Below are 24,304 nucleotides of genomic sequence, written 5' to 3' on the forward strand. Positions count from 1 at the left end.
CCCCCGCAGCAGAAGGCGGCGCGCGGGCTATGCTGCGCGCATGCTGGAACACACGCTGGACACCCCGGGCCGCCCCATCACGCTGCTGCTGGTGGACGATCACCCCGTGGTGCGCAAGGGCACGCGCGAACTGCTGGAAAGTGAAAGCGATCTGCGCGTGGTGGGCGAGGCCGGCAGCGGCGAGGAAGCCATTGCCCGCGCCCGCGAACTCACCCCCGACGTGATCCTGATGGACGTGTCCATGCCGGGCATGAACGGCATTGACGCTACCAAGGCCATCAAGGCGATTCAGCCGGGGGTGGGCGTGCTGGTGCTCACCAGCTACGACGACGACGCCTACGTGTTCGCCCTGCTGGAAGCGGGCGCGGCCGGCTACCTGCTGAAAAACGCCTCGGAGGATGACCTGCTGGGCGCGGTGCGGGCGGTGGCGGCCGGCGAGAGCGCGCTGCACCCCAGTGTGGCCCGGAAAGTGCTGGAACGCTTTTCCACCCACACCACGCCCACGCCCCCCGAGGACGACCTCTCGCCGCGCGAACTGGAGGTGCTGCGCGTGGCCGCCACCGGGCGTACCAACAAGGAGATTGCGCGCGACCTGGACATCAGCCCGCGCACGGTGCAGGTGCACCTCGCCAACATCTTTTCCAAGCTGGGCGTGGGCAGCCGCACCGAAGCGGTGCTGTACGGCATCAAGCGCGGCTGGATTGATCCCAAAAGCCTGTAGGGGGTGGAGGACGTGGGGTGTGGGGTGTGGAAAAAACCCTGTAGGGCGCCCCTGGTGGCGGTGGATAGGGGTGCCGGCGGTGCCCAGCGCAGGGCCTGGGCTGGGTGGGCCCGGCCAGAGCAGGGGCGGGCGGCCGGATGACAGAGTGGTCGGCGGGCGCAGGGACCCACGGGGAGACGCGGGGGGGCAGTGTGCCGGGCCCGGAGGGGGCCTTTGTGCTGCCCCCCTTTCCTCCTGGCCTGTCGGCCGCGACCAGCCTGGGGCAGTTTGGCGAGGTGCTGGCGGGGTACGCCTGCCGCCTCGCGCATGCGCACGGCGTGCGGGTGTGGATCGTGGTGGACGGCGCCCCCGTGGCGGTGGCCGAGGACGGGCGCGGCCTGGGTCTGGGTGACCCGGCACTGGTGCAAGACGCCCTGACCCTGGGCGTGCTGCAGGAAGCCGGCATGCTGTGCGCCCTGCCCTTTGGCTGCGGGGTGCTGGAATTCGTGGGGGCCGCGCCGGGGGGCGTGCGGGCGCTGCTGTGCGCCGCGCCGCTGCTGGCCCTGGCCGTGGAAGGCGTGCAGGCCAGAGAAGCCCGGCGCGGCCACGGCCGCATTGCCGAAACCGTGGAAGGGCTGATGCGCCGCCTGGGCGGCAGCCTGAATCTGGCCGAGGTGCTCACCGTGACCGCCCAGAGCGCGGCGCTGGCCCTGGGCTTTCACCGCGCGTTCGTGGCCCTGTTCAGCGAACTGCGCGAGGGCGGGGCGCGCACCGGCGAGGTGTTCACCCACGGCTTTGCCGAACCGTTCAGCGGCGGCATTGGCGTGGGGCCCGTCACCTTCGAAACGCTGGTGCGCCGGGGCGAGGCTATCCGCTTCGAGCGGGGCCGTGACGCGGGCACCCCCCTGGCGCGGGGGCTGGCCGAACTGAACCCGGGCGCAGCGGTCATCGCGCCCCTCTCGGCACGGGGGCAGGCGCTGGGGCTGCTGTACGTGGACACCAATGCCCCCGGCGCCAGCGCCAGCGAGGACGACGCCCGGCTGGTGCTGGCCCTGGCCGAACAGGCCTCGCTGGCCATTGACAACGCCCGGCTGTACGGCATCGAAACCCGCAAGCGCGAGGCCGCCGAGGCGCTGCGCGAGGCTGGTGAGGCTCTGGCCGGCAGCCTGCACCTCTCGGACACCCTGGAGCGGGTGCTGGAACGGGCGGTCACCCTGTTCCGCGCCGACGCGGCGGCCGTGTACGAACGGCAGCCGGACGGCCGCACCGTGAACATCCGCTCGGCGCTGGGGCTGCCCAGCGAGTACATGCTGCGGGTGCGCGCCAAGGTGGGCGTGGGCGTGACCGGCCGCGCCATTGCCGAGTGCGCCCCGGTGGCCGCGCGCGACCTGAACACCGAGCACTACGGCGGCAGCAGCCGCTACACCCGGCAACTGCTGGCCGCCGGGCGCTACCCCTACCGGGGCGTGCTGAGCCTGCCCCTGATCACCCGCGCGGGCGTGTTTGGGGCGCTGACCCTGTACTGGGAGGCGGCGCTGCCGCTGGACGGCGACGATCTGGCGCTGGCGGCGGTGTTCGCCTCGCAGGCGGGGCTGGCCATCGAGAACGCCCGGCTGTACGAAGAAGAGCTGCGCCGCGAGAACGAGGCGGCGGCCCTGCTGAGCGTGGCGCGGGTGCTGGGCGAGAACCAGAGCGACGCGGCCCTGGGTGACACGGCGCGGCTGGTCACCCACGCCCTGAACGCTGCCCGGGGCCTGATCGCCCTGACCGACGAACACGGCGAATTCTCGCGCTGCGCCACCTACAACCTGCATGTGCCTTCCCGCGCGGACCTGCAGGCCCTGGCCGCGCAACTGGGCCGGGGCCCGCGCGCCCTGACCCGCCGCCACACCCTGCCGGTGGCGGGCAGCGCCCTGATCGTGCCGCTGCAGGGCCCGGAGCGGGCCCCCAGTGCCGATCACGAACCCCCGGGGCCGCCGCTGCTGGGCTTCCTGTACCTGGACGATCCGGGCACCGCCCCGCCCGGCGAGCACCTGCTGCATCTCTCGCGCAGCATTGCCGATCAGATTGCCCAGACGCTCACCCGCGAGCGGCTGCTCTCGGCGCTGGCGCGCGAGGAAGCGCGCTACCGCCAGCTGGCCGAGGGCGCCCACGACCTGATTATCTCTACCGACGACCGGGGCGTGGTCACCTATGCCAACCCGGCGGCGCGGGCGCTGCTGGAACCCCTGACCGGGCCGCTGGACGGCGCCGACCTGCTGAGCCTGCCCACGCCCGAGACCCGGGGCGCCCTGGGCGCCGCGTGGCACCTTGCGCGCACCCAGTCGGGCAGCCGCGCGGATATTCAGGTGGGGCCCTACCGCCTGGAGGTGCGCCTGAGCCCGGTGGACGGGGGCCGGGGCGTGCTGACCGTCAGCCGCGACCTCTCGGAACTGCAGACCCTGGCTGACGAGATTGCGCGCCGGGGGCAGGCCCTGGAAGCCGCCGCCAGCCGCACGGTGGAGATGCGCGCCTTCCTGACCCTGTTCACCCAAGCGCAGGAGGAAGAGCGCCGGCGGATCAGCCGCGAGCTGCACGACGACACCGCGCAGGTGCTCACTGCCACCACCCGCCGCGTGGCCCGGCTGGCGCGCGATCTCAGCGGCGAGCAGCGTGAGCGCGCCAACGACATTCAGGAGGACCTGAACGCCGCCATTGACGGCGTGCGCCGCTTTGCCCGCAACCTGCGCCCCAGCGTGCTGGACGACCTGGGCCTGCTGCCCGCGCTAGAATGGCTGGCCTCGGCCGCCTCCACCCTGACGCGCCTGGAGGTCAGCGGCCAGGAGCGGCGCCTGAACCCAGCCACCGAACTCACCCTGTTCCGGCTGGCCCAAGAAGCCCTGAACAACGTGGACAAACACGCCCGCGCCTCCACGGCCGCCATCCGCGTGGCCTTTGACGCCGCCCATGTGCGCCTCGCCATTACCGACGACGGCCAGGGCTTTACCCCCGATCAGGCCCAGCAGCGCGCTGAGGCCGGCCACCTGGGCTTGATCGGCCTGCGCGAGCGCGTGACCCTGACAGGCGGCACCCTGGAAGTGGAGAGCAGCCCCGGCGCGGGCACCACGCTGGTGTTTACGCTGCCGGGCTAAGGGCGGGGGAGGGGCAGCCAACAGCGTGCTTTCTACGTCATCTGTGAACGGGGCCGCTTCGTGAGGCGGCTAAACCACCGGCGCCCCTCCCTCAACGCTCCTGGTTGGCAAAGACTGCGCAAGCCGACGGGCTATAGACATCAAGCTGGCGGTGAGCGTGATAGTCACCAGGTCAATGCCCTGATAAAGCCACTCGTCCGACTTTCCTTGGAGTGCCTGGGTGATCAGACCTGTGGTCACACTCAGCATGACCACGACACTAGCCCATTTGCCCCAGAACAGCCAGATCATGAGTCGCCGCTGGTCGGTATCAGGAAGAGCGTTGGTTTTCGTCAGAAAATACTCTGTGCTGGCATGAACCCAGTTTCGAACAGCCTGGGTAAAGAAGAAATAAACTGTAAAAATCAACAGCACAGGCAAAAGAGCGGCCCAGGATTGACTGGAGGCAGAGGGCAACCCTGACTGTTCTGGTCGAAACCAGATGGGGCTTAAAAACCCAGGCAAGATGAGCCAGGGTTGCCACCGCCAAGTTCGCTGAACCGCTCGTTCCGCCGCAACGAGCTGCTCTGGTTGCTGCTGTTGAACGGCGATGAGCCACTGGCGGAAGGCCATAAGGGAGAAGCAGTAAAGAGTCAGGACGATCAAATGAATAATGGCGTCCAGCGCTGGCAAAGAACCTTGAAGAAGTTGGGGACCATAGCGCACGAGGGTAATGAGCACGAAGAAGAGACCTAGCAATTCCAAGAGCCGGAGGATGGGTCTCAAAGAGTGTGGAAACGTGCGCATAGTTGAGTTAAGCATGGTGCAAAGTCACGGCGCACAGGATGAACACGGACGTGCCGCGCCGAGAGCCTACGTCCTTGTGCTCGGGGCGTTCCTCACCCATTCAGCCGCAGGAACGCTTCCCGGCTCAGCCACGCCATCTTTGGCACGCCCTCACTGGGAGCGCGGTGGGTGCCGTAGGCCCGGCGCAGCAGGCGAAAGCCCAGGCCGTACCAGCGGGCGCGGGCGGGGGGCAGATCCAGCAGCTCAAAGCCAGCCTGGGCCAGCGGGGCATGAAACAGCGTCACCGCAAAGACTGCCTGGGCCGCCTGCAGTTCGGGCCGCTCCTGCAGCGCCTGGGCCACGTCTTTCAGGCTGCGGCGGTAGGCGCGGTAGGCCACCAGGGCGCTGCGGGAGGTCAGGCCCACCAGCCGGGGCGAATGCACATGTAGTTCGGCGGTGGGGGTGTGGCGGGGCAGTGGCAGAGGAGCCGGCGCGTGGTCCAGTGGCGCCACCCGCATGACCCCATCGGCGCGCGTCGTCAGGTCTATCACGCGGTGCTGGCGGGCAAAACGGTCCTCCACCAGCCGGGCATACACGCGCGGCCACAGGTCGCTGGACTGGCCGGGGCGCAGCTCGGGCACGGCCCCCACCGGCACCGGTTGATAGCCACTGGCCTTCAGCATTGCCAGTGTGGCCGCCAGCTGCTCTGGTGCCACGCTCAGCAGGGCGCCGGGGGCCGGCTGGGCTGGGCCGGGGGGGAGGGCGCGCAGGTGCCGGGCCCCCAGCTGCTGCAGGGCCCCCAGAGTAGCCGGGGTGGCCCAGGTGGTTACCGGGTGCGCCGCTGCCACCTCCAGCGCACTGACTCCGGCCGGGTCGCCCAGGCCGCCCACCTCGTGGCCCTCGGTCTGGGCGGCGCGCACTTCTTCCGGGGCCTGCCGGGCCAGGGCCGGGGGCACCAGCAGGGTGGCGCGTCCTCCCGCCGCCGCCAGGGTCTGCCGCGCCGCGCGCAGCGCCGGGACGCTGGGGACGGGCACGGCCAGCCCCACCCGGGGATCGCCGGGGTGCCCGCCGTGCCACGCGCCGCCCAGGCCTGCATGCAGGGCGGCGCGCAACCACAGAGGAGGGGAGGGGCTCATGGCCGTTACTTTAAAGCACCCCCGACCCCAGGCCCAGGTGAGCCGCGCGGCGCAGCGGAGGGCCGCTCCATTGGCCTCTGGTGGCGCTCAAGCCCGCTGTCTCAGAAGCGTTCTGGCGGTGAAGGGGGCGTCAAGGCGCGCTGCCTCTTCCCCCACTTGGTGCATAGGGTGATCGGGGCAAAGGGCCTCATTTCTGGCCCCACTCTCATCTCTGGCGTCGTATGCTCCTGTCTAGTGATGCTTCAGGAATCCTTAAACTTTCACGGTCGCCGTGCCCTGGAGCGCGCATGAAGCCGCTGCGGATCGGGCTGTTTACGGACACGTTCCTGCCGGATCAGAACGGCATCGTGACCAGCGTGGGGCTCCTGAGTGACGAGCTGCGCGCCCAGGGGCACCACGTGGATGTGGTGGCCCCCGACTTCCCCGAACACGTGGACAGCCGCGCCGACGTGGTGCGGGTGGATTCGGTGCGCTATATGTTCCTGCCCACCTACCGCCTCGCGTGGCCCACACGCAAGGACTTCACCCAGAAGTACGACGTGGTGCACACCCACACGCCCCTGACCCTGGGCCTGGCGGGCGCCCGGTTGGCCCGCAAGTGGAACGTGCCGCATGTGGCGACCTACCACACGCACATTGAGGCCTACACCCACTACGTGCCCGGCGCCACCGCCCTGCAGCGCCACACCGGCGTGATCACCAAGGCCATGAGCCTGCTCTACGGCCGCGCCGACGCCGTGATCACCCCCACGGCGGGCATGCTGGACGTGCTGCGCGCCATGCGGGTGCGCCGCCCCGTGGTGATTCCCACCTCCATTGACCCGCGCGTGCTGCGCGCCGCGCCGGCCATCGAGAACCCCTGGCCCGACGGCAAGCGCCGGCTGCTTAGCGTGGGCCGCCTGGCCCGCGAAAAGCGCTTTGACCACGTGCTGGACACGGTGGCCGCCTTGCCCGACACGCACCTCGTGGTGCTGGGCGAGGGCCCCGAGCGCGCCCACCTGGAGGCCCACGCCGCGCGCCTGGGCATTGCCGACCGGGTGACCTTCCTGGGCGTGCGCCCCTGGACCGAGATCGGGGCGTACTACCGCCTCGCGGAACTCTTCCTGTTCGCCAGCGACACCGAAACCCAGGGGCTGGTGCTGCAGGAAGCCCAGCTGATGGGCGTGCCGGTGGTGGCGGTGGGGGCGCGCGGCACCCTCAGCGGTGTGGCGCACGAACGCAGCGGCTATCTGGTGCGCCCGGCCGATGTGAACGCCCTGATTCAGTACGCCCGCCAGGTTCTGGATGAGCCCGCGCTGTGGGCGCGACTCTCAGCGGGGGCGCGCACCTTTGGGGCTTCCACCACCCCGGCCGGGGTGGCCGCGCAGGTGCTGGAGGTGTACCAGCAGGTGCTGGGCCGTCCACTGGAAATTCCTTTTCCCGAGGGGGCTAGCGGTCATCCCCGAAATAGCCTCGTGTATGACCGCTGATGTTGCGCAGGTGCTGCCACAAGAACGGCACCACGCCCCGGTCCAGGCGGCGCGGGCTGGTTTCCACCAGCGCGCCGCGTACGTAGGCCACCTCGCCCAGGCGCGCCAGCGCCTGCCCCAGAATGACGTCCTCGTAGGCTTCCACATCCGGGTAGCCGCCGGCCAGCAGGGCGGCTTCGCGCGAGTAGGCCATGTTGGCGCCGGCCAGATTGGGGCGCCCCAGCAGCCGCGCCCCGTGCAAAAAGGTGCTGTAGGCCGCCTGCGAGAGGCCCGACCAGTGCGGCGCCACGCCCGAAAAGCGCATGGGGCCGTACAGGGCCACGCGCCCGGCGGCGGCGGCGTCCAGGCGCTCCAGCCACTCGGGGGCGGGCAGCGAATCGGCGTCGGTGGTGGCGACCCACGCGGTCTGCGCAGCTTCCAGGCCCAGTTGCCGGGCGCGGGCCACGCCCTTCTCGGTGCAGCGCAGCACCTCGGCGCCCCAGGCGCGGGCCAGGGCCACGGTGTCGTCGGTGCTGCCGTTGTCTACCACCAGCACGGCGGCCGGGGCGCGCGTCTGTCGGTCCAGGGCCCGCAGGGTCTGGGGCAGGTAGTTCGCCTCGTTGCGGGCCGGAATCACGACGGTAAACGCGGGCACGGCCACAACCTAGCAGACCATTTGCCGGGGAGCGGGCTGTGACCCCCCGGCCTGCCCGGCGCGAGCGCCTGCCCCTGCGCGCCGAGGGCCTGGCTCCGGTGGGGGTGGCAGCGGCGGCCCTGGCCTGCGCCGAATTCGTGCGCAGCGGTCTGTACGGCGCCTACCTGACCCAGGTGATTGACACCCAGTTCGGCCTACCCGTCACAGCTGCTGCGGGCGCCTGGACCGCCCACTTTCTGACTGACACCGCGATGCGCGGCCCGGCGGGCGCGCTGGTGGGCCGCGTGGGCCTGCGCCCGGTGGCCCTGGGCGGCGCCGCCCTGAGCGCCCTGGCCCTGAGCCTGATGCTGCTGGCTCCCCCCAGCGTGTGGCTGTTTCTGCTGGCCTCGGCCGTGCACGGGGCGGGTTTTTCGGTGATGTGGCCGGTGGCCATGAACCTCACCGCCGACGCCGCCCGCGAGGGGTACCAGGGCCGGGCGCTGGCGCTGGTGGCCAACGGCATCCTGCCGCTGTCCGGGGTGGGCTTTCTGGTGTTCGGGGCGCTGGCCGGGCGCGGCGACCTGTTTGCCCTGTGGCTGGGCCTGGGCCTGCTGCTGCTTTCGGTGGCGCTGACGCTGCTGCTGCCGCTGCGCCGGGTGCTGCCGCCGGCCCCCGACACCGATCCCTCTGAAGGCCGCCCGGCCCGCTCCGTGATGGGCGCGCTGCTGCCGCTGCTGCCCGCCGCCTTCATGCAGACCCTCAGCATGACCCTGCTGGGCCCGTGGCTTTTCCGCATTGCCGAAGACGGCCTGAGCCTGTCTTACTGGAGCCTCGTGGCGATGCTGGGCCTGGGCGGGGCGGTGGCCTACGGCGCGATGCCGCTCACTGGCCGCTTTGCTGACCGCGACCAGGGCCGCGCCCGCGCCGGGGTGATGATCGGCTACGGCCTCGTCAGCCTCGCCTTTGCGGGCTTTGCCCTGACGCCTGCACCGTGGCTGCTGTATGTGCTGGCGGTAGTGGCGGGGCTGGGCTACGCCTTCCTGTCGCCCGCCTGGGCCGCGCTGGTGGCGCGCGTGCTGCCGGTGGCCCAGCGCCCCGCCGCCTGGGGCGTGCTGATGACCGTGGAGAACGCCGGCACCGCCCTGGGACCGCTGCTGGGAGGCCTCGCCCTGGCCAAGGCGGGGGTGCCGGGCCCCTTTGTGCTGGGCGCCGTGCTGGCTGGCCTCACCTCGGCCGGGTATGTGGTGTTCCGCCGGGTGTTTCAGGAGGCGCGTGGCTAGGCGCTGGCTGCCGCTCCTGCTGCTGCCGCTGCTGGGCGAACTGTGGGGCCGCGCGGCGGGCTGGGGCGCCCTGGGGGCCGGGGACCCTGCCCGGCCCCGCGTGGCCCTGACCTTCGACGACGGCCCCAGCCCCCGCACCCCGGAACTGCTGGCGGTGCTGGCGCGGCACGGGGTGCAGGCCACCTTCTTCGTCACTGCCCCGGCGTGCGCGGCCTTTCCGGCAGAGCTGGCGGCCCTGGAGGCCGCCGGGCACCGCCTGGAAGCCCACGGCCGCTGGCACCGCCACGCCCTGCTGTTGCCCCCCTGGCAGGAGTGGGCCCAGGTGCGCTGGCATCCCCGCCCAGGGCAGACAGGGCCACTGCTGTACCGCCCCCCCTACGGCGGCCACAGTCCCTGGACCCGGCTTCTGGCCCGCGCCGCCGGGCGGCAGGTGGCCCTCTGGGACGTGGAGGGCCGCGACTGGACCGCCGCCGACGCCAGTGGCCTGGCCCGGCAGACCCTGGCCCGCGTGCAGCCCGGCAGCGTGGTTCTGCTGCACGACGGCCCAGCGGTGACACCAGCCCTGCTGGACGGCTTACTCGTCGGTCTGCACGAACGTAGTCTGAGCGCCGTTCCGCTGCACGAATTGCCCCCCCGGCGCATCGGCTGGCGGGCCGGCTGGCAACGCTTGAGGGCCAGCTACGGCGGCTAAGGGCAACGCTCATAGACACAAGAAGAGACCGTCCCCACTGAATGGGGACGGCCTCCGAAAATGTTTGCTTTACCCGGATTTGCTGACGCGGGTGCGGCCGGCCAGCGCGCGGCCCAGGGTCACCTCATCGGCGTATTCCAGCGCGCCGCCCACCGGCAGGCCGTAGGCGATGCGGCTGACGACCGCGCCCAGGGGCTCAAGCAGCCGCTGCAGGTACAGGGCGGTGGCGTCGCCTTCCACGGTGGTGCCGGTGGCCAGGATGACCTCGTGGCCTTCCTGCACGCGCGGCAGCAGGGGCTTGATGTGCAGGCGGTCGGGGCCCACGCCGTTCATGGGGCTCAGGACCCCGTGGAGCACGTGGTAGAGGCCCCGGTATTCGCCGCTGCGCTCAATGGCGATCACGTCGCCGGGTTCTTCGACCACGCAGATGGTGCTCTGGTCGCGCGTGGGGTCGCTGCACACGTCGCACTTGTCCGCGTCGGTGATGTTAAAGCAGATGGGGCAGGTGTGCAGGTCGCGCTTGGCCTCCAGCAGCGCCCGCGACAGCCGCTCAATGTCCTCGCGGGGTTGCTCGAACAGGTAAAAGGCCAGCCGCTGCGCGCTCTTGGGGCCAATGCCCGGCAGCCGCGAGAGTTCGCGGATCAGGGCCACCAGCGAGGGCGGATATTTCATGGCTGCGCCGCCTGGGGCAAAGGAGAGATGGCCGATGGCTCATGGCCCATGGCCCGTGGCCCCACGCCCAGCGTGCATGGCTTCACCCGCTGCGGGGTGAACGCGGAAAACGCCCGCATCAGAAGCCGGGGATGCCCAGGCCGCGCGTGGCGTCTTGCTGCAGGGCGTCGGCCTTGGCGCTGGCGTCCTGCAGGGCCACCAGAAGTAGGTCTTCCAGGGCCTCCACATCGTCCGCGTCCACCGCTTCGGGTTTGATCTTCAGGGCCGTCACCTTGCCGTGGCCGTTCATGGTGACCGTCACCAGGCCACTGGCGGTGCCTTCCACAGATTTGGCGGCGAGGTCGTCCTGAATCTTGGCGGCAGCGGCCTGGGCCTGCTGCATCTGTTTCATCAGCTTCTTCATGTCCATGCCTTGCAGTTTACCGGGCCTGGGCCGCGCAGAAGGTGCCAGCGGGTATGGAAAGAGATTCGCGCCACCGCCGGGGTCACCGGCGCCGTTCTGCCCCCATAGCCCCTCATGCTATTTTTTCTGTGATGCGCGTACTTCATACCGCTGATTTCCATGCGGGCCGTTCGCTGCGCGGCTTTGACCGCACCCCGGAAGTGCACGAAGCCCTCACGGAAATCGCCGCGTTGGCCCGCACCGAGCGCGCCGACGCCGTGCTGGTGGCGGGCGACCTGTTCGACACCGCCAATCCATCTGCCGATGCCGAGCACGCGGTGTTCGACTTCTTTCTGCGCCTGCGCGACGCGGGGATTCCCAGCGTGGTCATTGCGGGCAACCACGACAGCGCCGCGAGGTTGCAGTCCGTCACCGGATTGCTGGGCTGGGTGGGCGTGCAGGTGGTCGCGCAGCCCAGCACCAACGCCGCCGAGATGGTACGCACCGTGCAGACCAGGGCGGGCGAGACGCTGGTGGTGGGCGCCCTGCCCCACCTCTCAGAGCGGCGCCTGGTCAAGGCCGCCGACCTGATGGGCGGCGACACCGGCATGTGGCGCCAGAAGTACCGCGAGGGCATGGGCTTTTTTCTGCGCCGCCTGGGCGAGGGTTTCCGGCCCGGGGCTGTGAACATGCTGATGGCCCACGCCACCATGGACGGCGCGGTGCCCAGCGGCTCAGAGCGAACGTTGCAGTTTGACCTGACCAACGCCTACACGCTCTCCGGGCTGCAACTGCCGCCCGGCGCGCAATATGTGGCGCTGGGGCACGTCCACAAGCCGCAGCAGGTCAGCGATTCGCCCATGGCTGCCTACCCTGGCAGCGTAATTCAGCTGGATTTTGGCGAGGGCGGCGAGAAGAAGGGCGTGAACCTCGTGGAGGTCGAGCCGGGGCGCCCGGCCCGCCTGCACACCATTCCCCTGGCCAGTGGCCGCGAACTGCGTACTGTCCGGGTGGACCTGGAGCAGGTGGAGGCCCGGCTGGCGCGCGAACAGGGCTTTACCGGCCTGCTGAAGGTGGTGGTGCGCGCGCCCGCCGGCACCGCCCTGCCGGGCCTGAAAGACCGCGTGCTGCGTCTGGCCCCCACGGCTCTGGCGGTGGAACTTGACGCCCAGCAGGAAGACCTCGCCACCCCGGACCTGAAGCGCGAGGGCCTGAGCCTGCTGGACCTCTACGAGCGCTACCACCGTGAGCGCCGGGGCGAACTGCCGGGCGACCTGCGCGCCGCGTTCCAGCAGGCCGATGAATGGGCGCGGCAGGAGGAGGCGTGAGGGTGCACATGGCACATGGCAGATGGCGGATGGCAAATGGCACACCGCAGGTCTGGGCTGGGCGAGGGATGGCCATCTGCCTGAGGCCATGGGCCATCTGCACCCCGGAGGGCCACCCATGCGGCCACTAAAACTCGAATTGCAGGGCTTCACGGCCTTCCGGCAGTTCACGGCGCTGGACTTTGGCGACCTGGACCTCTTCGCGCTGGTGGGGCCCACGGGCAGCGGCAAAAGCAGCCTGCTGGACGCCATGACCTTTGCGCTGTACGGCCAGACGGCGCGCCTGGGGGCCTCGGGGCTGGACGCGCTGATCGCGCAGGGCGAGCGCGGGCTGTCGGTCAGCCTGACCTTTGAGGTGGGGGGGCAGACCTACCGTGCCTCGCGCACCAAGGGGCGCAAGCAGGCCGAAAACGAGGTCCGCTTTGAGCGCCTGGACGAGGACGGCCGCTGGACCAACCTCTCGGACGGCGGCGCCAAGGGCATCAGCGAGCGCATTCGCCGGGTGGTGGGGCTGGATTTCAAGACCTTCGTGCGCAGCGTGATGCTGCCGCAGGGCGAGTTCTCGCGGGTGCTGCACGGCACCGGCAAGGAGCGCCAGACCCTGCTGGGCGAACTGACCGGGCTGGATCATGTGGCCGCCATGCAGCGCGTGGCCTCGGACCGGGCCAAGGAACTGAAGCACGAGGCCCAGAGTCTGAACGCTGTGCTGGCCGGCGAATACGAGGGCGTAACCCCCGAAGCCGCCGCCGCCCTGCGCGCCGAGCGCGAGGACGTGCAGTCGAGTGCCGAGCGCCTGACCGACGAGCGCGAGAGACTGCAGGTGGCCCAGACCCGCCTGCGCGAGCAGGAACGCGTCTGGAAGGCGCGGGAAGAGGCGGCCCGGCGCCTCACGGCCCTGGAAGCGCGCGCCGCCACCGTGCAGGCCGGGGCCCGGCGCGCCGAGCAGGCCCGCCGGGTGGCCGGGGTGCTGCCGCTGCTGGACGCCGCTGAGCGCGCCCGGATCGCCGCCGAGCGCGAGGGGCGCGAAAGCCACCTCGCCGAACAGGCGCTGCGCCGGGCACAGCAGACCGAGCAGGCCGCCCAGCAGGCCCTGGCCGCTGCCCAGGCCCAGGAGGCGCGCATTCCCGAACTCGAGGCCCGTGCCGACACCCTGCGCGAGGCCGAGGGCGACGCCGCCCGCCTGCGCCGCGCCGGGGGCACCCCCCAGACCACCCACCCCCAGCCGCTGCCCTGGGATGAAGACGCCTTCCTGACTGCCCGCGAGGGCGCCCAGCGCGCCGACAAGAACCGTCAGGAGCGCGTGCAGATTGAAGCCCAGCGCGCCGCGTGGCAGGCCGATCAGGAACGCCAGCGCACCGAGCAGGCCCAGATGGGGCAGCTGGAGGCCGAGCAGGGCCGGGTGGAGCGTGAGGGCAAGGCCGCCAAGGCCGATCTGGACCGCGCCGAGGCCTTGCTGAAGGAAACGCAGGTGGCCGCCGGGGTGGCCGCCTACCGCGCCCACCTACACCTGGGCGAGCCCTGCCCGCTGTGCGAGCAGCCGGTCCAGGTGCTGCCTGCGGGCGAGGTGCCGGATCTGGGCGCCCTGGAACGGGACGTGGCGGCCCGCCGGGCGGCCCTGGACGGGCGGCGGCTGCGCTACAAGGAAATTGGGCTGGAACTGGGGGCCCTGCGCCGCGCTACCGAAGCCCGGGCCGCCACCCTGCGCGACTGGGAGGAGCAGATTGCCGCCCGCGAAACCGACCTGCGCGCCGCCGAAGCCCTGGTGAGCGGCGACCCGCAGACCCAGGCCGGGCGCCTGCTGGCCGGCCTGGCCGCCCGGGTGCGCGCGGCGGGCCCCGACCCAGCCCGTGCCCGGCAGCAGACGCTACAGGACATCGCCAGCATTCGCACGGCGCTGCAGCGCGCCCAGGCCGAACTGGGCCGGGCCCAGGCCGAAGCCAGCGCGGCTGCCGCCACCCTGCGCGGCCTGCAGGCCGGGGCCCAGCGCCGCGCCCAGGAAGCCGAGGAGGCCCGCGCCGCCCTGGAAGACGCCCTGACCAGCCTGGGCCTGGACGCCGCCCAGGCCCGCGCCGCCGCCCTGCCCGAGGCCGAGGTGGCGGCTCTGGAAGACGCCGCGCGCACCCACGCCGCGCAACTGGCGCAGGGGCGCGTGGCCCTGACCGACCTGGACCGCCAGCTGGGCGCAGCCCCCTTTGACCCGTCCGAGCTAGCCCAGGTGGCACGCGACCTGATCGCCACCGACGCCGCCCTGAGTGCGGCCCGCGAGCGCGCCGGGCAGCTGGCCGAGCAGGAACGCGCCCTGCGCGAGCGCCTGGAGCGCAAGGCCGAGATCGAGGCCCGTGCGTGGACGGCCTCGCAAACCTTCGACACGTGGCAGACCCTGACCAACAGCCTGAAGGCCAACGAGTTCCAGCAGTTCCTGCTGGCCGAGGTTGAGGCGCAGCTGCTCACCCGCGCGGGGCTACTGCTGTACGAGATCAGCGATGGCCGCTACCGCCTCGCCCTGCAAGACGGCGATTACGTGGTGCAGGACCTGTGGAACGCGGGCGAGGTGCGCGGCGTCAAAACCCTGTCGGGCGGCGAAACCTTCCTGGCGTCCCTATCGCTGGCGATTGCCCTCAGTGACTATCTGGCGGGCAACAAGGTCCTGGGCGCACTCTTTCTGGACGAGGGCTTCGGCACCCTGGATCCCCAGGCCCTGGAAGCGGTGGCCGGCGCCCTGGAAAACCTGCGCACCCAGGGCCGCATGGTGGGCGTGGTCACCCACGTCGAGAGCCTCTCTGAGCGCCTGCCCAGCCGCCTGCTCGTCACCAAGAGTGTGGCCGGCAGCAGCGTACAGAGGCTGGAAGGGTTGTAGGCCGTGGGGTGTATGTGGTGGATACAGCCCTTGCGCAGATTGAGAAGAGCGTGAAGTGATTTTTCCACTCTCTACTTCCCACGCACCACTCCCCGTTTTTACGCCGCTCCTTCTTCGCGGTCCACCTTGGCGAAGATCATGCGGCCCACGTTCGTCTGCACGTTGTTGACCACGAGCACGCGGGCGGGTTTGCCGCGCAGCTTCAGGCCGTCTTCCACCACCACCATGGTGCCGTCTTCCAGGTAACCCACGCCCTGGCCCTGCTGCTGGCCGCCCTTGGTCACGGTGATGGTCAGGTGGTCGCCTGCCTGAATCTGGGGGCGCAGGGCCACCGCCGCTTCGTGGATGCTCAGGACCTCCACGCCGTGCAGGCGGGCAATCTTGCCCAGGTTGCTGTCGTTGGTCACGATCCGCGCGCCGGTTTCGCGGGCGAAGCGAATCAGTTTGTCATCGGTGGTGGGCAGGGCGGTGTCCCAGTCCTCCACCCGTATGGGGCGCAACCCACGCAGTTCTTCCAACACCGTCAGGCCGCGTTTGCCCCGGGTGCGCTTCTGGGCGTCCTGATGGTCGGCCAGGGTCTGAATCTCGCGCAGAATGAACGAGGGCACCAGCAGGTCGCCGTCCAGAAACCCCGCGCGAATCAGGTCCAGCACGCGGCCGTCAATGATCACGTTGCTGTCGAGTACCTTGGCCCCAGGCTTGCGGCGCACCTGCGGAAAGGCCAGCAACCCAAAGGCTTCGGCGTTGCGCACCGCAAAGGACACGAAAAACACCGCCAGTACGGCCGTCACGGCCACGTTCAGCACCCAGGTGTAGAAGGGAAGACTGCGCAACAGACTGCTGAGCAGCACGCTGAGCAGCAGCGCCACGATCAGCCCGAACGTCGCGGCGGCAACGGTGCGGGGTGATAGGGCGGCGTACCAGCGCACAAAGCGCTGCCCAAACACCCCCAGCAGCGATTCAGCGCGCGGCGCCAGCAGCAGGGCCGTCAGGGTGCCCGCCAGCATCAGGCTCAGGGTGTTGACGGTGCCCAGGCCGCCCGGCTGGTCTGCCGCCAGCGCGTTTCCGGCCAGGTAGCCCAGCGCCAGCCCCAGCAGCATGACAAAAAGACGAACAGCAAGCACGCCCAGCAGTGTACCCGCTCTCTGCCGAAGTCGCGTCCTGCGGGACATGAGCGAATCTTCAGCAGAATCAAGCGCCGCCGAAGAACTGGTCTTCGGCGGCGCTGCCTTATGAGCGGGAACTTATCCCAGTCCTCAGGATGACCGTTCGGTGCGGTAGGCCCAGCGGACCAGTCGGCTGGGTTCCTGCTCGATAAACCACGCCAGGGCTGCACTCAAGGCCCCCACGCTGGCGGCCAGCACGAACAGGCTGGTGGCGCCCTCATTCAGCAGGCTGTACATGGCCACGCCAGCGGTCAGTACGAGCAGCAGCAGGGGCAGCGCCGCGCCGCGCCAGTACAGGGGGCGGTCACGGTAATGCAGCCGCGCCGCGCCGGAGCGCAGCGTGAAAAAAGCATAGAGGGCACAGAAGCCAGCGCCAGCCAGAAGCAACCATTCCACGTCCGTCATTCGAAGGTGAATTGTAAGCCGGCGCGGGCGGGACGTGCGACCATCCTTCCGTTAAAGCGGGACACACCTGTTTCAAAGAAAGCCCCGGCTTCCTTAAAGAAAGCCGGGTGTCTGGTAGAACCGAGGGGATTTGAACCCCTGACCCCTACCGTGTCAAGGTAGTGCTCTACCCCTGAGCTACGGTTCTGTGCAGTCTGGTCTGCGGGGTAAATTTGGAGGCGCTGACCGGACTCGAACCGGTGGTGGAGGTTTTGCAGACCTCTGCCTTACCACTTGGCTACAGCGCCGTCACTGGCTGTTGCTGGCCCTTGCGGGAGGGCTGGCAGGTCTTTCCTCTTCCAGCGGAAGGAATGTTAGCACGCGGTCCGGGGGCTGTAAACCGGCCCGCCCGCGTAAGGGCCCAGCGGGAAGCCCTTCGCCTGGCGGCTGTGGGACCGTTACGCGCTTCTGACGCGCGGTGTACTACGCTACCGCTATGCACAACAAATGGGTGGGAGCGGCGCTGGCCGGGCTGCTGGTGTCGTGTGGCGCAGGGCAGGCCCCGGCAAATGGGTTTATCACCGGCAAAACACTGAATATTGCCCACCAGGGCGGCGAGCACCTGTGGCCCAGCAACACCATGCTGGCCTACCGCAATGCGGCGGCGTTGGGGGTCGACCTGCTGGAGATGGACATGCACGCCACGCGCGACGGCGCGCTGGTCCTCTCGCACGACGACACGCTGGACCGCCTAACCGACCGCAAAGGGCGCATCGCCGACCTGACGCTGGCCGAGGTGCTGGCTGCCGACGCCGGGTACGCCCTGTCCACCGACGGCGGTCAGAGCTTTCCCTTCCGGGGCCAGGGGGTGCGAGTGGCGCAGCTGAACGAGGTGCTGGCGGCTTTCCCGAGCCTGCCCCTGATTATCGAACTCAAGCAGGCGCGGCCCAGCATCGCCGCGCCGTTCTGCAAGGCGCTGCGTGATGCGGGTGCCACCGGGCGCGTGATTGCGGCCAGCTTCAGCGATGAGGCCCTGAACGAGTTCCGCCGTGTGTGCCCCGAAGTCATCACCTCCATGACCGAGCGCGAACTGCGGCCCCTGGTGCTGCTGAGCAAGGTGGGGCTGGCCGCCCTGGCCCCCGCCCCGGGCCGGGTGGCGCAGGTGCCGGTGCGCGCCGCCGGTCTTGAGGTGGTCACTCCCGGCTTTGTGCGCGCCATGCACGCGCGCGGCGTGGCCGTGCAGGTCTGGACGATCAACGACCCGGCCGAGATGCGCCGCCTGCGCGATATGGGCGTGGACGGCATCATCACCGACCGGCCAGACCTGCTGAAACAGGTGCTGGCCGAATCAGCGGCCGGCGGACGCTAGGCGCTGCTCTACACTGGGCGCGTGAAGCGTTTTTCTCTGTCATCCGCGCTGCGCGGCGCCGCCCTGATCCTGAGTCTGGGGGGCGCCGCGCAGGCCCAGCTCTTTGCCACGCCGCAGGACACGGCGGCCCAGGCGGTTCTCAAAGGCTTTACCCCGGACGGCACTGTGCTGCGCCGGGGAGCCACCACGGTCACCCTGGACGTGGCCGGCGGGTACGTGGTGGGGGTCCTGACCGAAACCGACAACCTGAACGATCTGGCGCGCGGCATCGCAGCCGGCTGGGGTATGAAGGAAGCGGACCTGCCCCGCCTCGCCCAGAGCCTGGCGCAGCCGCAGCTGCGGGCGCAGCTGGCCGAAGGCCTGCAGGACTTCAGCGACGACAACGCCACCGACTTTTTCGTGATCAAGGCCACGGGCACCGGCGCCCAGACCCGCTACCGCGCCTACACCGCCATTCAGATCTGGCCTGACAGCGCCTTTCCGGTCACCAGGAACGTGGCGGGGAGCGCAGCGGCGCCCAACACCCTGCGCATTTTCAGCGATTTCCAGTGCCCCTACTGCAAGCAGCTGTGGGACACCGCCCTGCCCGAGTGGGAGCGGCAGCCGAACGTGTACCGCACCGCCCACTACCAGTTTCCGCTGGATTTCCATAAAAACGCCTTCAGCGCCGCCGAGGCCAGCGAGTGTGCCGGCGCCCAGGGCAAGTTCTGGCCCTACGCCGACGTGCTGTTCGACCAGTTCAGCAGCTGGACCCGGCTGGACCCCAAGGACACCCCGGGCCGCTACAGCGCTTACGCCAAGACGGCTGGCCTGGACACGGCCGCGTTCAAGACCTGCCTGGGCCAGCGCACTTTCAAGGCCAGTGTCGAGGCGCAGTACAAGGCCGGGGTGGCCCTGGGCGTGCGCGGCACCCCCACGGTGTTCCTGAACGGCATCAAGCTCATGGATTACCGCAGCGCCGAGGAGCAGGCGGTGGTGCAGGCCATCACCTCGGCTACGCCGTCGGCGGCCAGCCTGATTGACACGCGGGTCAAGAGCCTGCGCTAAGGGGAAGGAGAAGCAGGCCAGCACCGGCCTGCTTCTTTTTTGTGTCACTCTATAGTCATGCAAGGTAGAGAACGGGACGGCAATCTGCTGCGCGGCAGCCTGGAATTCCTGCTGCTGGCCAGCCTGGAAGGGGGGGCGCTGTATGGCCTGCGCATCATTCAGGACGTGCAGAACAAGACGGGTGGCCACTTCAGCTTCAAGGAGGGCACGCTGTACCCGGCCCTGCACCGCCTGGAAAAGCGCGGCCTGATCCGCGCCGAGGTGCAGCCCAGTGACGTGGGCGGCCCGCCCCGCAAGTACTACCACCTGACCGACAGCGGCGTGCGCGAACTGCACCGCCAGCGTGACGCCCAGCGGGCCCACGCCGCCGCCCTGCGCCCCTTCCTGGAGTTCGCATGACCCCTGAAGAACGCTTTGTGCGCGCCGCCACCCGGGGCCTGCGGGGCCAGGCCCGCCGCGACGCCCAGGCCGAGTTGCGCTCGCACATCCACGAGCGGGCCACGCAGCTGCAACTGATCCTGGGTGCCACCGCCGAAGCCGACGCCCGCGCACAGGCGATGCGGGAACTGGGCGCGCCAGCCCACATTGCCCGGGGCCTGCGCCGCACCCACTGGCGCTGGTCGGCGGGCATGGGGGTGCTGGCTGCCTCGGTGCTCCTGACCAGTTGGGTGGCGAATGCCTACAGCCGGGGGCAGCCCGACGTCACACGGCTGATTCATCAGGTGTTGTTTTCCTCGTCGCCGTGGGTGAATCCCTGTCAGGGGCGCCGGGCCTGTGTGGCCCTGCAGAGCGCTGGGGTGCCCCTTGAGTCTGAACTGCGCAGCCAGGGCCTCATGCACAGCTCGCAGGCGCGGCCTTTCCTGAGCGGTCTGGGGATTCAGACGCACGGCCTCTTTCAAAAAACGCTGGTGCTGCCAGGAAAAGCCGCGCTGTCGGCCCGGCCCTTCGAGGTGGAGGTGGGGCGGCTGGGGTACCCCGGACGCCGGCGGGGATACCTGAACGTGGCCGGAGTGCTGGCCCAGGGGGCTCGGCAGGGCTGGCCGCTGCAGGTGGACAGCGCCACCCTGGGCGTTCGGGTGGCTGGGCGGCCCATCGCCCCAGACACGCAGGTGAACCTGCGCACCATTGAGGCCTACCTGGAAATCGAACTGGACCAGAAGTTGCTTCCAGCAGTCCGGGCCGCCGCCCAGGTTCAAGAGTCGCCCGGCGAGCCACCTTTCGCCTCAAGGGCCTGGGCGGCGGCGACGCTGCGGCCCGCCTTGCAAAACCGGGTGAATCTGGCGGTGTCGCGTCCCGGGCAACTCTATGCCCTGGTCACCTTCAGCCCGCGCCGCGTCTTTTCAAATCAGGTCTGGCTGCCCGAGTTGAATGCGCTGGCGGTGCCTTCGCGGGGTGGCCGCCTTTCCTTTCCGGTCATCGCGTGGGGTGACGAACAGCCCCAGCTGAACTTCGTGGCGTCCCAGGCGCAGTTTCTGAAAGAACTTCGGGCGGGGCGCGAGGCGGCCATGCTGTTGGCCGTCCCCAACGACCTGACGCCCATGAGCCAACTGCATGTCGTGCCGCTGCCCCCGGGGCCCGTGACTGCAGGGTGCAATGCGTGCCCAGAGGCGCGCACAGTGAAGGTGCCATAAGAAGAGGCTTCAGCAGACGAACGCCAGGGACTATCCACGGTCCCTGGCGTTCGTCTGCTGCCGCTCCGGTTTACGCCCGGCTCTTGTAGCGCTCCAGCAGTTCGGCCTTCAGGTCGTCAAAGCCCACGCCCTTGCGCTCCTTCAGGCCCTCAGGCGTACGCTCGCGCACGCTCACCTCGCGCGCCTCGGCTTCCTTGTCGCCCACGATCAGCATGACCGGAATCTTGCTGAGTTCTGCCGTGCGCACCTTGGCCTGCATACGGTTGGAGCTGTCGTCCACCTCGGCGCGCAGGCCGGCGGCGTGCAGTTCGGCGCGCAGGGCCTCTGCGTATTCGTTGTGGCGGTCGGCAATGGGGATGATCATCACCTGGCGGGGCGCCAGCCACAGCGGGAAATCCCCGGCGTAGTGCTCGATCAGGATGCCCACAAAGCGTTCCAGGCTGCCGAACGGCGCGCGGTGAATCACGATGGGGCGGTGGTCCTGGCCGTCCTCGCCCACGTAGGTCAGGTCAAACCGCTCGGGCAGGTTGGGGTCCACCTGAATGGTGCCCAGCTGCCACTCGCGGCCCAGCACGTCCTTGACCACGAAGTCCAGCTTGGGGCCGTAAAAGGCGGCGTCGCCCGGTTCCACCGAGTAGGGGAGGCCCACCTCTTCCACAGCGGCGATGATCTGCCCCTCGGCCATCTCCCAGTAGCTGTCCTCGCCCACATACTTCTCGCTCTCCGGGTCACGGGTGCCCACGCGGAAGCGCACGTCGTTCATGCCGAACGTCTTCAGCACCAGCACCGTCAGGTCCAGCACGTTCAGGAATTCGCTCTTCAGCTGATCCGGGCGGCAGAAGATGTGGGCGTCGTCCTGCGTGAAGCCGCGCACGCGCGTCAGCCCGTTCAGTTCGCCGGACTGCTCGTAGCGGTACACCGTGCCGAACTCGGCCAGACGCACCGGCAGGTCGCGGTAGCTGCGGGGCTTGCTGGCGTAAATCCGCATGTGGTGCGGGCAGTTCATGGGCTTGAGCATGTACTCCTCGTCATCCACCGTGATGGGCGAGAAGTTGGAGTCGCTGTAGTTCTGGTAGTGCCCACTGGTCTTGTACAGGTCCAGGTTGCCGATGTTGGGCGTGATCACGCCCTGGTAACCGCGCTGGAACTGCTGCTGCTTGAGGAAGGCGGCCAGTTCCTCACGCAGCACCGTGCCGTTGGGCAGCCACAGCGGCAGGCCCCGGCCCACCAGCGGGTCAATGGTGAAGAGTTCCAGCTCCTTGCCCAGCTTGCGGTGGTCGCGCCGCTTCGCTTCTTCCAGGGCGTGCAGGTACTCATCCAGTTCCTTCTGCGTGGCAAAGGCCACCCCGTACACCCGCTGCAGGATGGGGTTTTTCTCGTTGCCGCGCCAGTAGGCGCCGCTGGTGCTCATCAGCTTGAAGCTGCCCGGCAGCTTGCCCGTGCTGGGAAAGTGCGGGCCCCGGCACAGGTCCACATAGTCGCCCTGCTGGTAGAGTGTGATGGCCTCGTCGTCGGGCAGATCGCGGATGAGTTCCTGCTTGTAGGGATCGTGGGGGAACTGCGCCAGGGCCTCGGCCTTGCTCACCTCGCGGCGGCTGAAGGGCAGGCCCCGGGCGATGATCTCGCGCATCAGGCGCTCGATTTCGGGCAGGTCTTCCTCGCGCAGGGGCTCGGGCAGGTCGAAATCCTGATACCAGCCGTTCTCGATGCTGGGGCCCACGCCGCGCTTGACCGCCTCGGCGCTGTGGCCCTTGGCGCGGTAGAACTCCCCCACCGCCTGGCTCATGACGTGGCCCAGCGAATGGCGGAACACGGGGGCGGCGTCGGCGGGGTTCTTCTTGGTGATCAGCGTGATGCGCGCGCCGTCGGGCAGCGGGCTCATCAGGTCCACGAGGTCGCCGTTGGCGGTGGCGGCCAGGGCGTCCTGCGCGAGGCGGGGGCCAATGGCCTGGGCGGCGTCCAGGGCGGTGGCGCCCTGGGGCAGGTCGAGTTGTTTTCCGTCGGGCAGCGTTACGTGCATGTTCAACCTCGTTTGACAATCAAAAAAAGCCCGGTCTGGCCGCGTATCCAGCAAAGACGCCTGAAAACCGCTGTAGGGTTCTCAGGCGCGCAGAGTTCGCGTGATCAGACCGGACTGTGCAGGCATTCGCTGCCGCCATGCGCCGCGCATCACCAGACCGGAGTGACGGGGCGAGGGCTTCATGGGGGCAGGATAGCGGCCCAGGTGGGGCAGCGGCAAGGGCGGGCGCCGGGTCTAGGATGAACCTATGTCTCCGGTTGATGTCGCTGTTCATACAGAAGCCATCCCCCGCTGGTGGCCCTGGGCGCGGCTGGCCCTGGTGTTGCCCCTGCTTCTGGTGCCCGCGCTGACCCTGGGCCCGGTGCTGCTGGAGCTGCCGGTCTACCGCGTGCAAGGCGGCCAGATCACGGCCAGGTCGCTGGGGGCCCACACGGTGATTCCAGCTGGAACGCCCGTGGAGCGCCGTCCCGTTGGGCTGCGGGGCAAGAACATCGGCTCGGCCCTGCCCGGCTACACGGTGGGCCTGTTCCGCACTGACCTGGGGCGCGCGCAGCTGTTCAGTGACGGCTCGCAGGATGTGGCGGCCCTGGTGTTCGCCACCCGCCCCCCCACCGTCCTGACCCCCGCCGACCCGGACGCCCTGCTGCAGGCGTGGCGGGCCGGAGAGACGGCGACATTTCGCCCGGCGCAGCCCGCGCGCCCCGGCTGGGATCTGCTGCTGCTGTTGCCCCTACTGCCGTTGGTGGTTTTTCTGTACAGCCGCCCCCGGGTGCGCTACCTGCTGGACGGGGACACGCTGGTGGTCCGGACTGCCGGCAGCACCACCCGCTTTCCCCGCACCGGCACGCGCGCCACCCTCACCACCGTGCCGCTGGGCCTGCGGCTGTTTGGCACCGCGCTGCCCGGTTACTACAGCGGCACCTTCAGCACGGGCGCGGTGCCCGGTGGCCGGGTCCAGGCCGCTGCCGGAAGCAGCCGCCCCGCGCGGGCCCTGCTGCTGGAAGCTGGTGGGCCCACCTTTTACCTCACGCCACAGGACCCGGAAACGCTGGCTGCGTGGTTCACGCCGGCGCCCTGAATCACCAGGGCAGGCCGCGCAGCTGCACGGTGCCGGGCGGCCAGTCGCCTAGGGCGCGGCGCACCGGCAGGATCAGCGTGGGCCCGGCGTTGGTCACCCACTCGCCCTCATCCGGGTCCAGAAAGTGGGCAGGGTTGGGCACGCGGCTCAGACCGCTGCGCTCGTAAAAAGGGGCCACCTCTTCGCGGCACTGCAGAAAGGCGAAGTCGGCCAGGGGCTGGGCCCGCAGAAACGCCGCGAGTTCGCCCAGCAACTGCCGGCCCAGCCCCTGGCCCTGCACGGCTGGGTGGGTGGCGACCCCACCCACGCCCATGAGCGTCAGCTCCTGCCCGCCCACCTCGGCCACGCGCCGCCCGCAGCCCAGTTGCGCGGCCGGGCGCCCCTCTGGCCCCGCCAGCCACAGGTGCCACTCTGGCTCGCTGCCCCAGAAGGAGGCGCCCGCCCAGAACGCCGCCCACTGCGGGTAGGCGGCCTGCAGCAGGGCGCGCAGGTCCTGCTCCAGCTCCGGTGTGACCCCGGCGCGCGGGGTGAGGTGCGCCGTCCAGGTCATACGGATTCCGTCCATTTCCGGAAATCCGTACTTTT

Annotated in this window: 21 protein-coding genes and 2 tRNA genes; 12 read left to right on the forward strand and 11 right to left on the reverse strand. The window is 69.8% G+C overall.

Features of this window, described 5'->3' with window-relative positions:
* The first annotated feature begins 40 nt into the window (after window positions 1-40).
* Both KMW22_RS00350 and KMW22_RS00355 read left to right on the forward strand, forming a co-directional pair.
* Window positions 41-721 (forward strand): response regulator, encoded by a 681-nt coding sequence (locus KMW22_RS00350; RefSeq protein WP_221088038.1) that lies wholly within the window; start codon window positions 41-43, stop codon window positions 719-721.
* Between the two features lie 218 nt (window positions 722-939).
* Window positions 940-3,831, forward strand: a complete 2,892-nt coding sequence (locus KMW22_RS00355; protein WP_235692435.1) for a GAF domain-containing sensor histidine kinase — start codon at window positions 940-942, stop codon at window positions 3,829-3,831.
* 69 nt (window positions 3,832-3,900) lie between these two features.
* Here the strand turns inward: KMW22_RS00355 and KMW22_RS00360 are convergent, their stop codons facing one another.
* Complete coding sequence (locus KMW22_RS00360; protein WP_221088040.1) at window positions 3,901-4,575, reverse strand: hypothetical protein; 675 nt, start codon at window positions 4,573-4,575, stop codon at window positions 3,901-3,903.
* Window positions 4,576-4,709: 134 nt separating this feature from the next.
* Window positions 4,710-5,732 (reverse strand): YkoP family protein, encoded by a 1,023-nt coding sequence (locus KMW22_RS00365; protein WP_235692399.1) that lies wholly within the window; start codon window positions 5,730-5,732, stop codon window positions 4,710-4,712.
* A 287-nt stretch (window positions 5,733-6,019) separates the two neighbouring features.
* Here KMW22_RS00365 and KMW22_RS00370 point away from each other — a divergent pair, with 287 nt between their 5' ends.
* Entirely contained in the window at window positions 6,020-7,201 is a 1,182-nt protein-coding gene (locus tag KMW22_RS00370; protein WP_221088041.1) for a glycosyltransferase, read from the forward strand.
* Here KMW22_RS00370 and KMW22_RS00375 read toward each other — a convergent pair.
* On the reverse strand, window positions 7,161-7,835 hold the full coding sequence (locus KMW22_RS00375; RefSeq protein WP_221088042.1) for a glycosyltransferase: 675 nt from the start codon (window positions 7,833-7,835) through the stop codon (window positions 7,161-7,163). The two genes, KMW22_RS00370 and KMW22_RS00375, sit on opposite strands and share 41 nt — an antisense overlap.
* A 38-nt stretch (window positions 7,836-7,873) precedes the next feature.
* On the opposite strand from KMW22_RS00375, the gene KMW22_RS00380 reads away from it, so the two are divergent.
* Both KMW22_RS00380 and KMW22_RS00385 read left to right on the forward strand, forming a co-directional pair.
* On the forward strand, window positions 7,874-9,094 hold the full coding sequence (locus tag KMW22_RS00380; protein ID WP_221088043.1) for an MFS transporter: 1,221 nt from the start codon (window positions 7,874-7,876) through the stop codon (window positions 9,092-9,094).
* Window positions 9,087-9,785: a polysaccharide deacetylase family protein gene (locus tag KMW22_RS00385; protein ID WP_328774540.1), complete on the forward strand. Its 699-nt coding sequence runs from the start codon at window positions 9,087-9,089 to the stop codon at window positions 9,783-9,785. The genes KMW22_RS00380 and KMW22_RS00385 overlap by 8 nt, the downstream gene beginning before the upstream one ends.
* 69 nt (window positions 9,786-9,854) lie before the next feature.
* Here the strand turns inward: KMW22_RS00385 and recR are convergent, their stop codons facing one another.
* Together recR and KMW22_RS00395 are read right to left on the reverse strand one after the other, a co-directional pair.
* Complete coding sequence (gene recR, locus KMW22_RS00390) at window positions 9,855-10,457, reverse strand: recombination mediator RecR (protein WP_221088045.1); 603 nt, start codon at window positions 10,455-10,457, stop codon at window positions 9,855-9,857.
* A 118-nt stretch (window positions 10,458-10,575) separates the two neighbouring features.
* Window positions 10,576-10,866 (reverse strand): YbaB/EbfC family nucleoid-associated protein, encoded by a 291-nt coding sequence (locus KMW22_RS00395; protein ID WP_221088046.1) that lies wholly within the window; start codon window positions 10,864-10,866, stop codon window positions 10,576-10,578.
* A 125-nt stretch (window positions 10,867-10,991) separates the two neighbouring features.
* On the opposite strand from KMW22_RS00395, the gene KMW22_RS00400 reads away from it, so the two are divergent.
* Window positions 10,992-12,167: an exonuclease SbcCD subunit D gene (locus KMW22_RS00400; RefSeq protein WP_221088047.1), complete on the forward strand. Its 1,176-nt coding sequence runs from the start codon at window positions 10,992-10,994 to the stop codon at window positions 12,165-12,167.
* A gap of 118 nt (window positions 12,168-12,285) precedes the next feature.
* Entirely contained in the window at window positions 12,286-15,024 is a 2,739-nt protein-coding gene (locus tag KMW22_RS00405; protein WP_221088048.1) for an AAA family ATPase, read from the forward strand.
* 98 nt (window positions 15,025-15,122) lie between these two features.
* On the opposite strand, the gene KMW22_RS00410 is transcribed toward KMW22_RS00405, so the two are convergent.
* From KMW22_RS00410 to KMW22_RS00425, 4 genes are all read right to left on the reverse strand, one after another.
* On the reverse strand, window positions 15,123-16,148 hold the full coding sequence (locus tag KMW22_RS00410) for a PIN/TRAM domain-containing protein (protein ID WP_221088049.1): 1,026 nt from the start codon (window positions 16,146-16,148) through the stop codon (window positions 15,123-15,125).
* A 132-nt stretch (window positions 16,149-16,280) separates the two neighbouring features.
* Window positions 16,281-16,595, reverse strand: coding sequence for a hypothetical protein (locus tag KMW22_RS00415; RefSeq protein ID WP_221088050.1), 315 nt, complete (start codon window positions 16,593-16,595; stop codon window positions 16,281-16,283).
* A 112-nt stretch (window positions 16,596-16,707) separates the two neighbouring features.
* A tRNA-Val gene (locus tag KMW22_RS00420) sits at window positions 16,708-16,782 on the reverse strand.
* Window positions 16,783-16,808: 26 nt separating this feature from the next.
* A tRNA-Cys gene (locus KMW22_RS00425) sits at window positions 16,809-16,882 on the reverse strand.
* A 188-nt stretch (window positions 16,883-17,070) separates the two neighbouring features.
* Here KMW22_RS00425 and KMW22_RS00430 point away from each other — a divergent pair.
* The 4 genes from KMW22_RS00430 to KMW22_RS00445 are packed head-to-tail and all read left to right on the forward strand — an operon-like array spanning window position 17,071 to window position 20,621.
* Window positions 17,071-17,943, forward strand: coding sequence for a glycerophosphodiester phosphodiesterase (locus KMW22_RS00430; protein WP_221088051.1), 873 nt, complete (start codon window positions 17,071-17,073; stop codon window positions 17,941-17,943).
* Between the two features lie 21 nt (window positions 17,944-17,964).
* The gene (locus KMW22_RS00435) at window positions 17,965-18,990 is read left to right on the forward strand and encodes a DsbA family protein (RefSeq protein WP_328774541.1); all 1,026 of its coding nucleotides are present in this window, start codon (window positions 17,965-17,967) and stop codon (window positions 18,988-18,990) included.
* Between the two features lie 57 nt (window positions 18,991-19,047).
* Window positions 19,048-19,389 carry a PadR family transcriptional regulator gene (locus KMW22_RS00440; protein ID WP_221088052.1) on the forward strand — a complete coding sequence of 114 codons (342 nt, stop codon included), beginning with the start codon at window positions 19,048-19,050 and terminating at the stop codon, window positions 19,387-19,389.
* The gene (locus tag KMW22_RS00445) at window positions 19,386-20,621 is read left to right on the forward strand and encodes a permease prefix domain 1-containing protein (protein WP_221088053.1); all 1,236 of its coding nucleotides are present in this window, start codon (window positions 19,386-19,388) and stop codon (window positions 20,619-20,621) included. Before KMW22_RS00440 ends, KMW22_RS00445 begins: the two co-directional genes overlap by 4 nt.
* Window positions 20,622-20,691: 70 nt before the next feature.
* On the opposite strand, the gene thrS is transcribed toward KMW22_RS00445, so the two are convergent.
* Complete coding sequence (gene thrS, locus KMW22_RS00450; RefSeq protein ID WP_221088054.1) at window positions 20,692-22,641, reverse strand: threonine--tRNA ligase; 1,950 nt, start codon at window positions 22,639-22,641, stop codon at window positions 20,692-20,694.
* Window positions 22,642-22,888: 247 nt separating this feature from the next.
* On the opposite strand from thrS, the gene KMW22_RS00455 reads away from it, so the two are divergent.
* Window positions 22,889-23,719 carry a PH domain-containing protein gene (locus tag KMW22_RS00455; RefSeq protein ID WP_221088055.1) on the forward strand — a complete coding sequence of 277 codons (831 nt, stop codon included), beginning with the start codon at window positions 22,889-22,891 and terminating at the stop codon, window positions 23,717-23,719.
* A gap of 1 nt (window position 23,720) precedes the next feature.
* On the opposite strand, the gene KMW22_RS00460 is transcribed toward KMW22_RS00455, so the two are convergent.
* Window positions 23,721-24,284: a GNAT family N-acetyltransferase gene (locus tag KMW22_RS00460; protein ID WP_221088056.1), complete on the reverse strand. Its 564-nt coding sequence runs from the start codon at window positions 24,282-24,284 to the stop codon at window positions 23,721-23,723.
* Between the last annotated feature and the right edge of the window lie 20 nt (window positions 24,285-24,304).

The sequence above is a fragment of the Deinococcus aquaedulcis genome, assembly GCF_019693445.1.
Lineage (GTDB): Bacteria > Deinococcota > Deinococci > Deinococcales > Deinococcaceae > Deinococcus > Deinococcus aquaedulcis.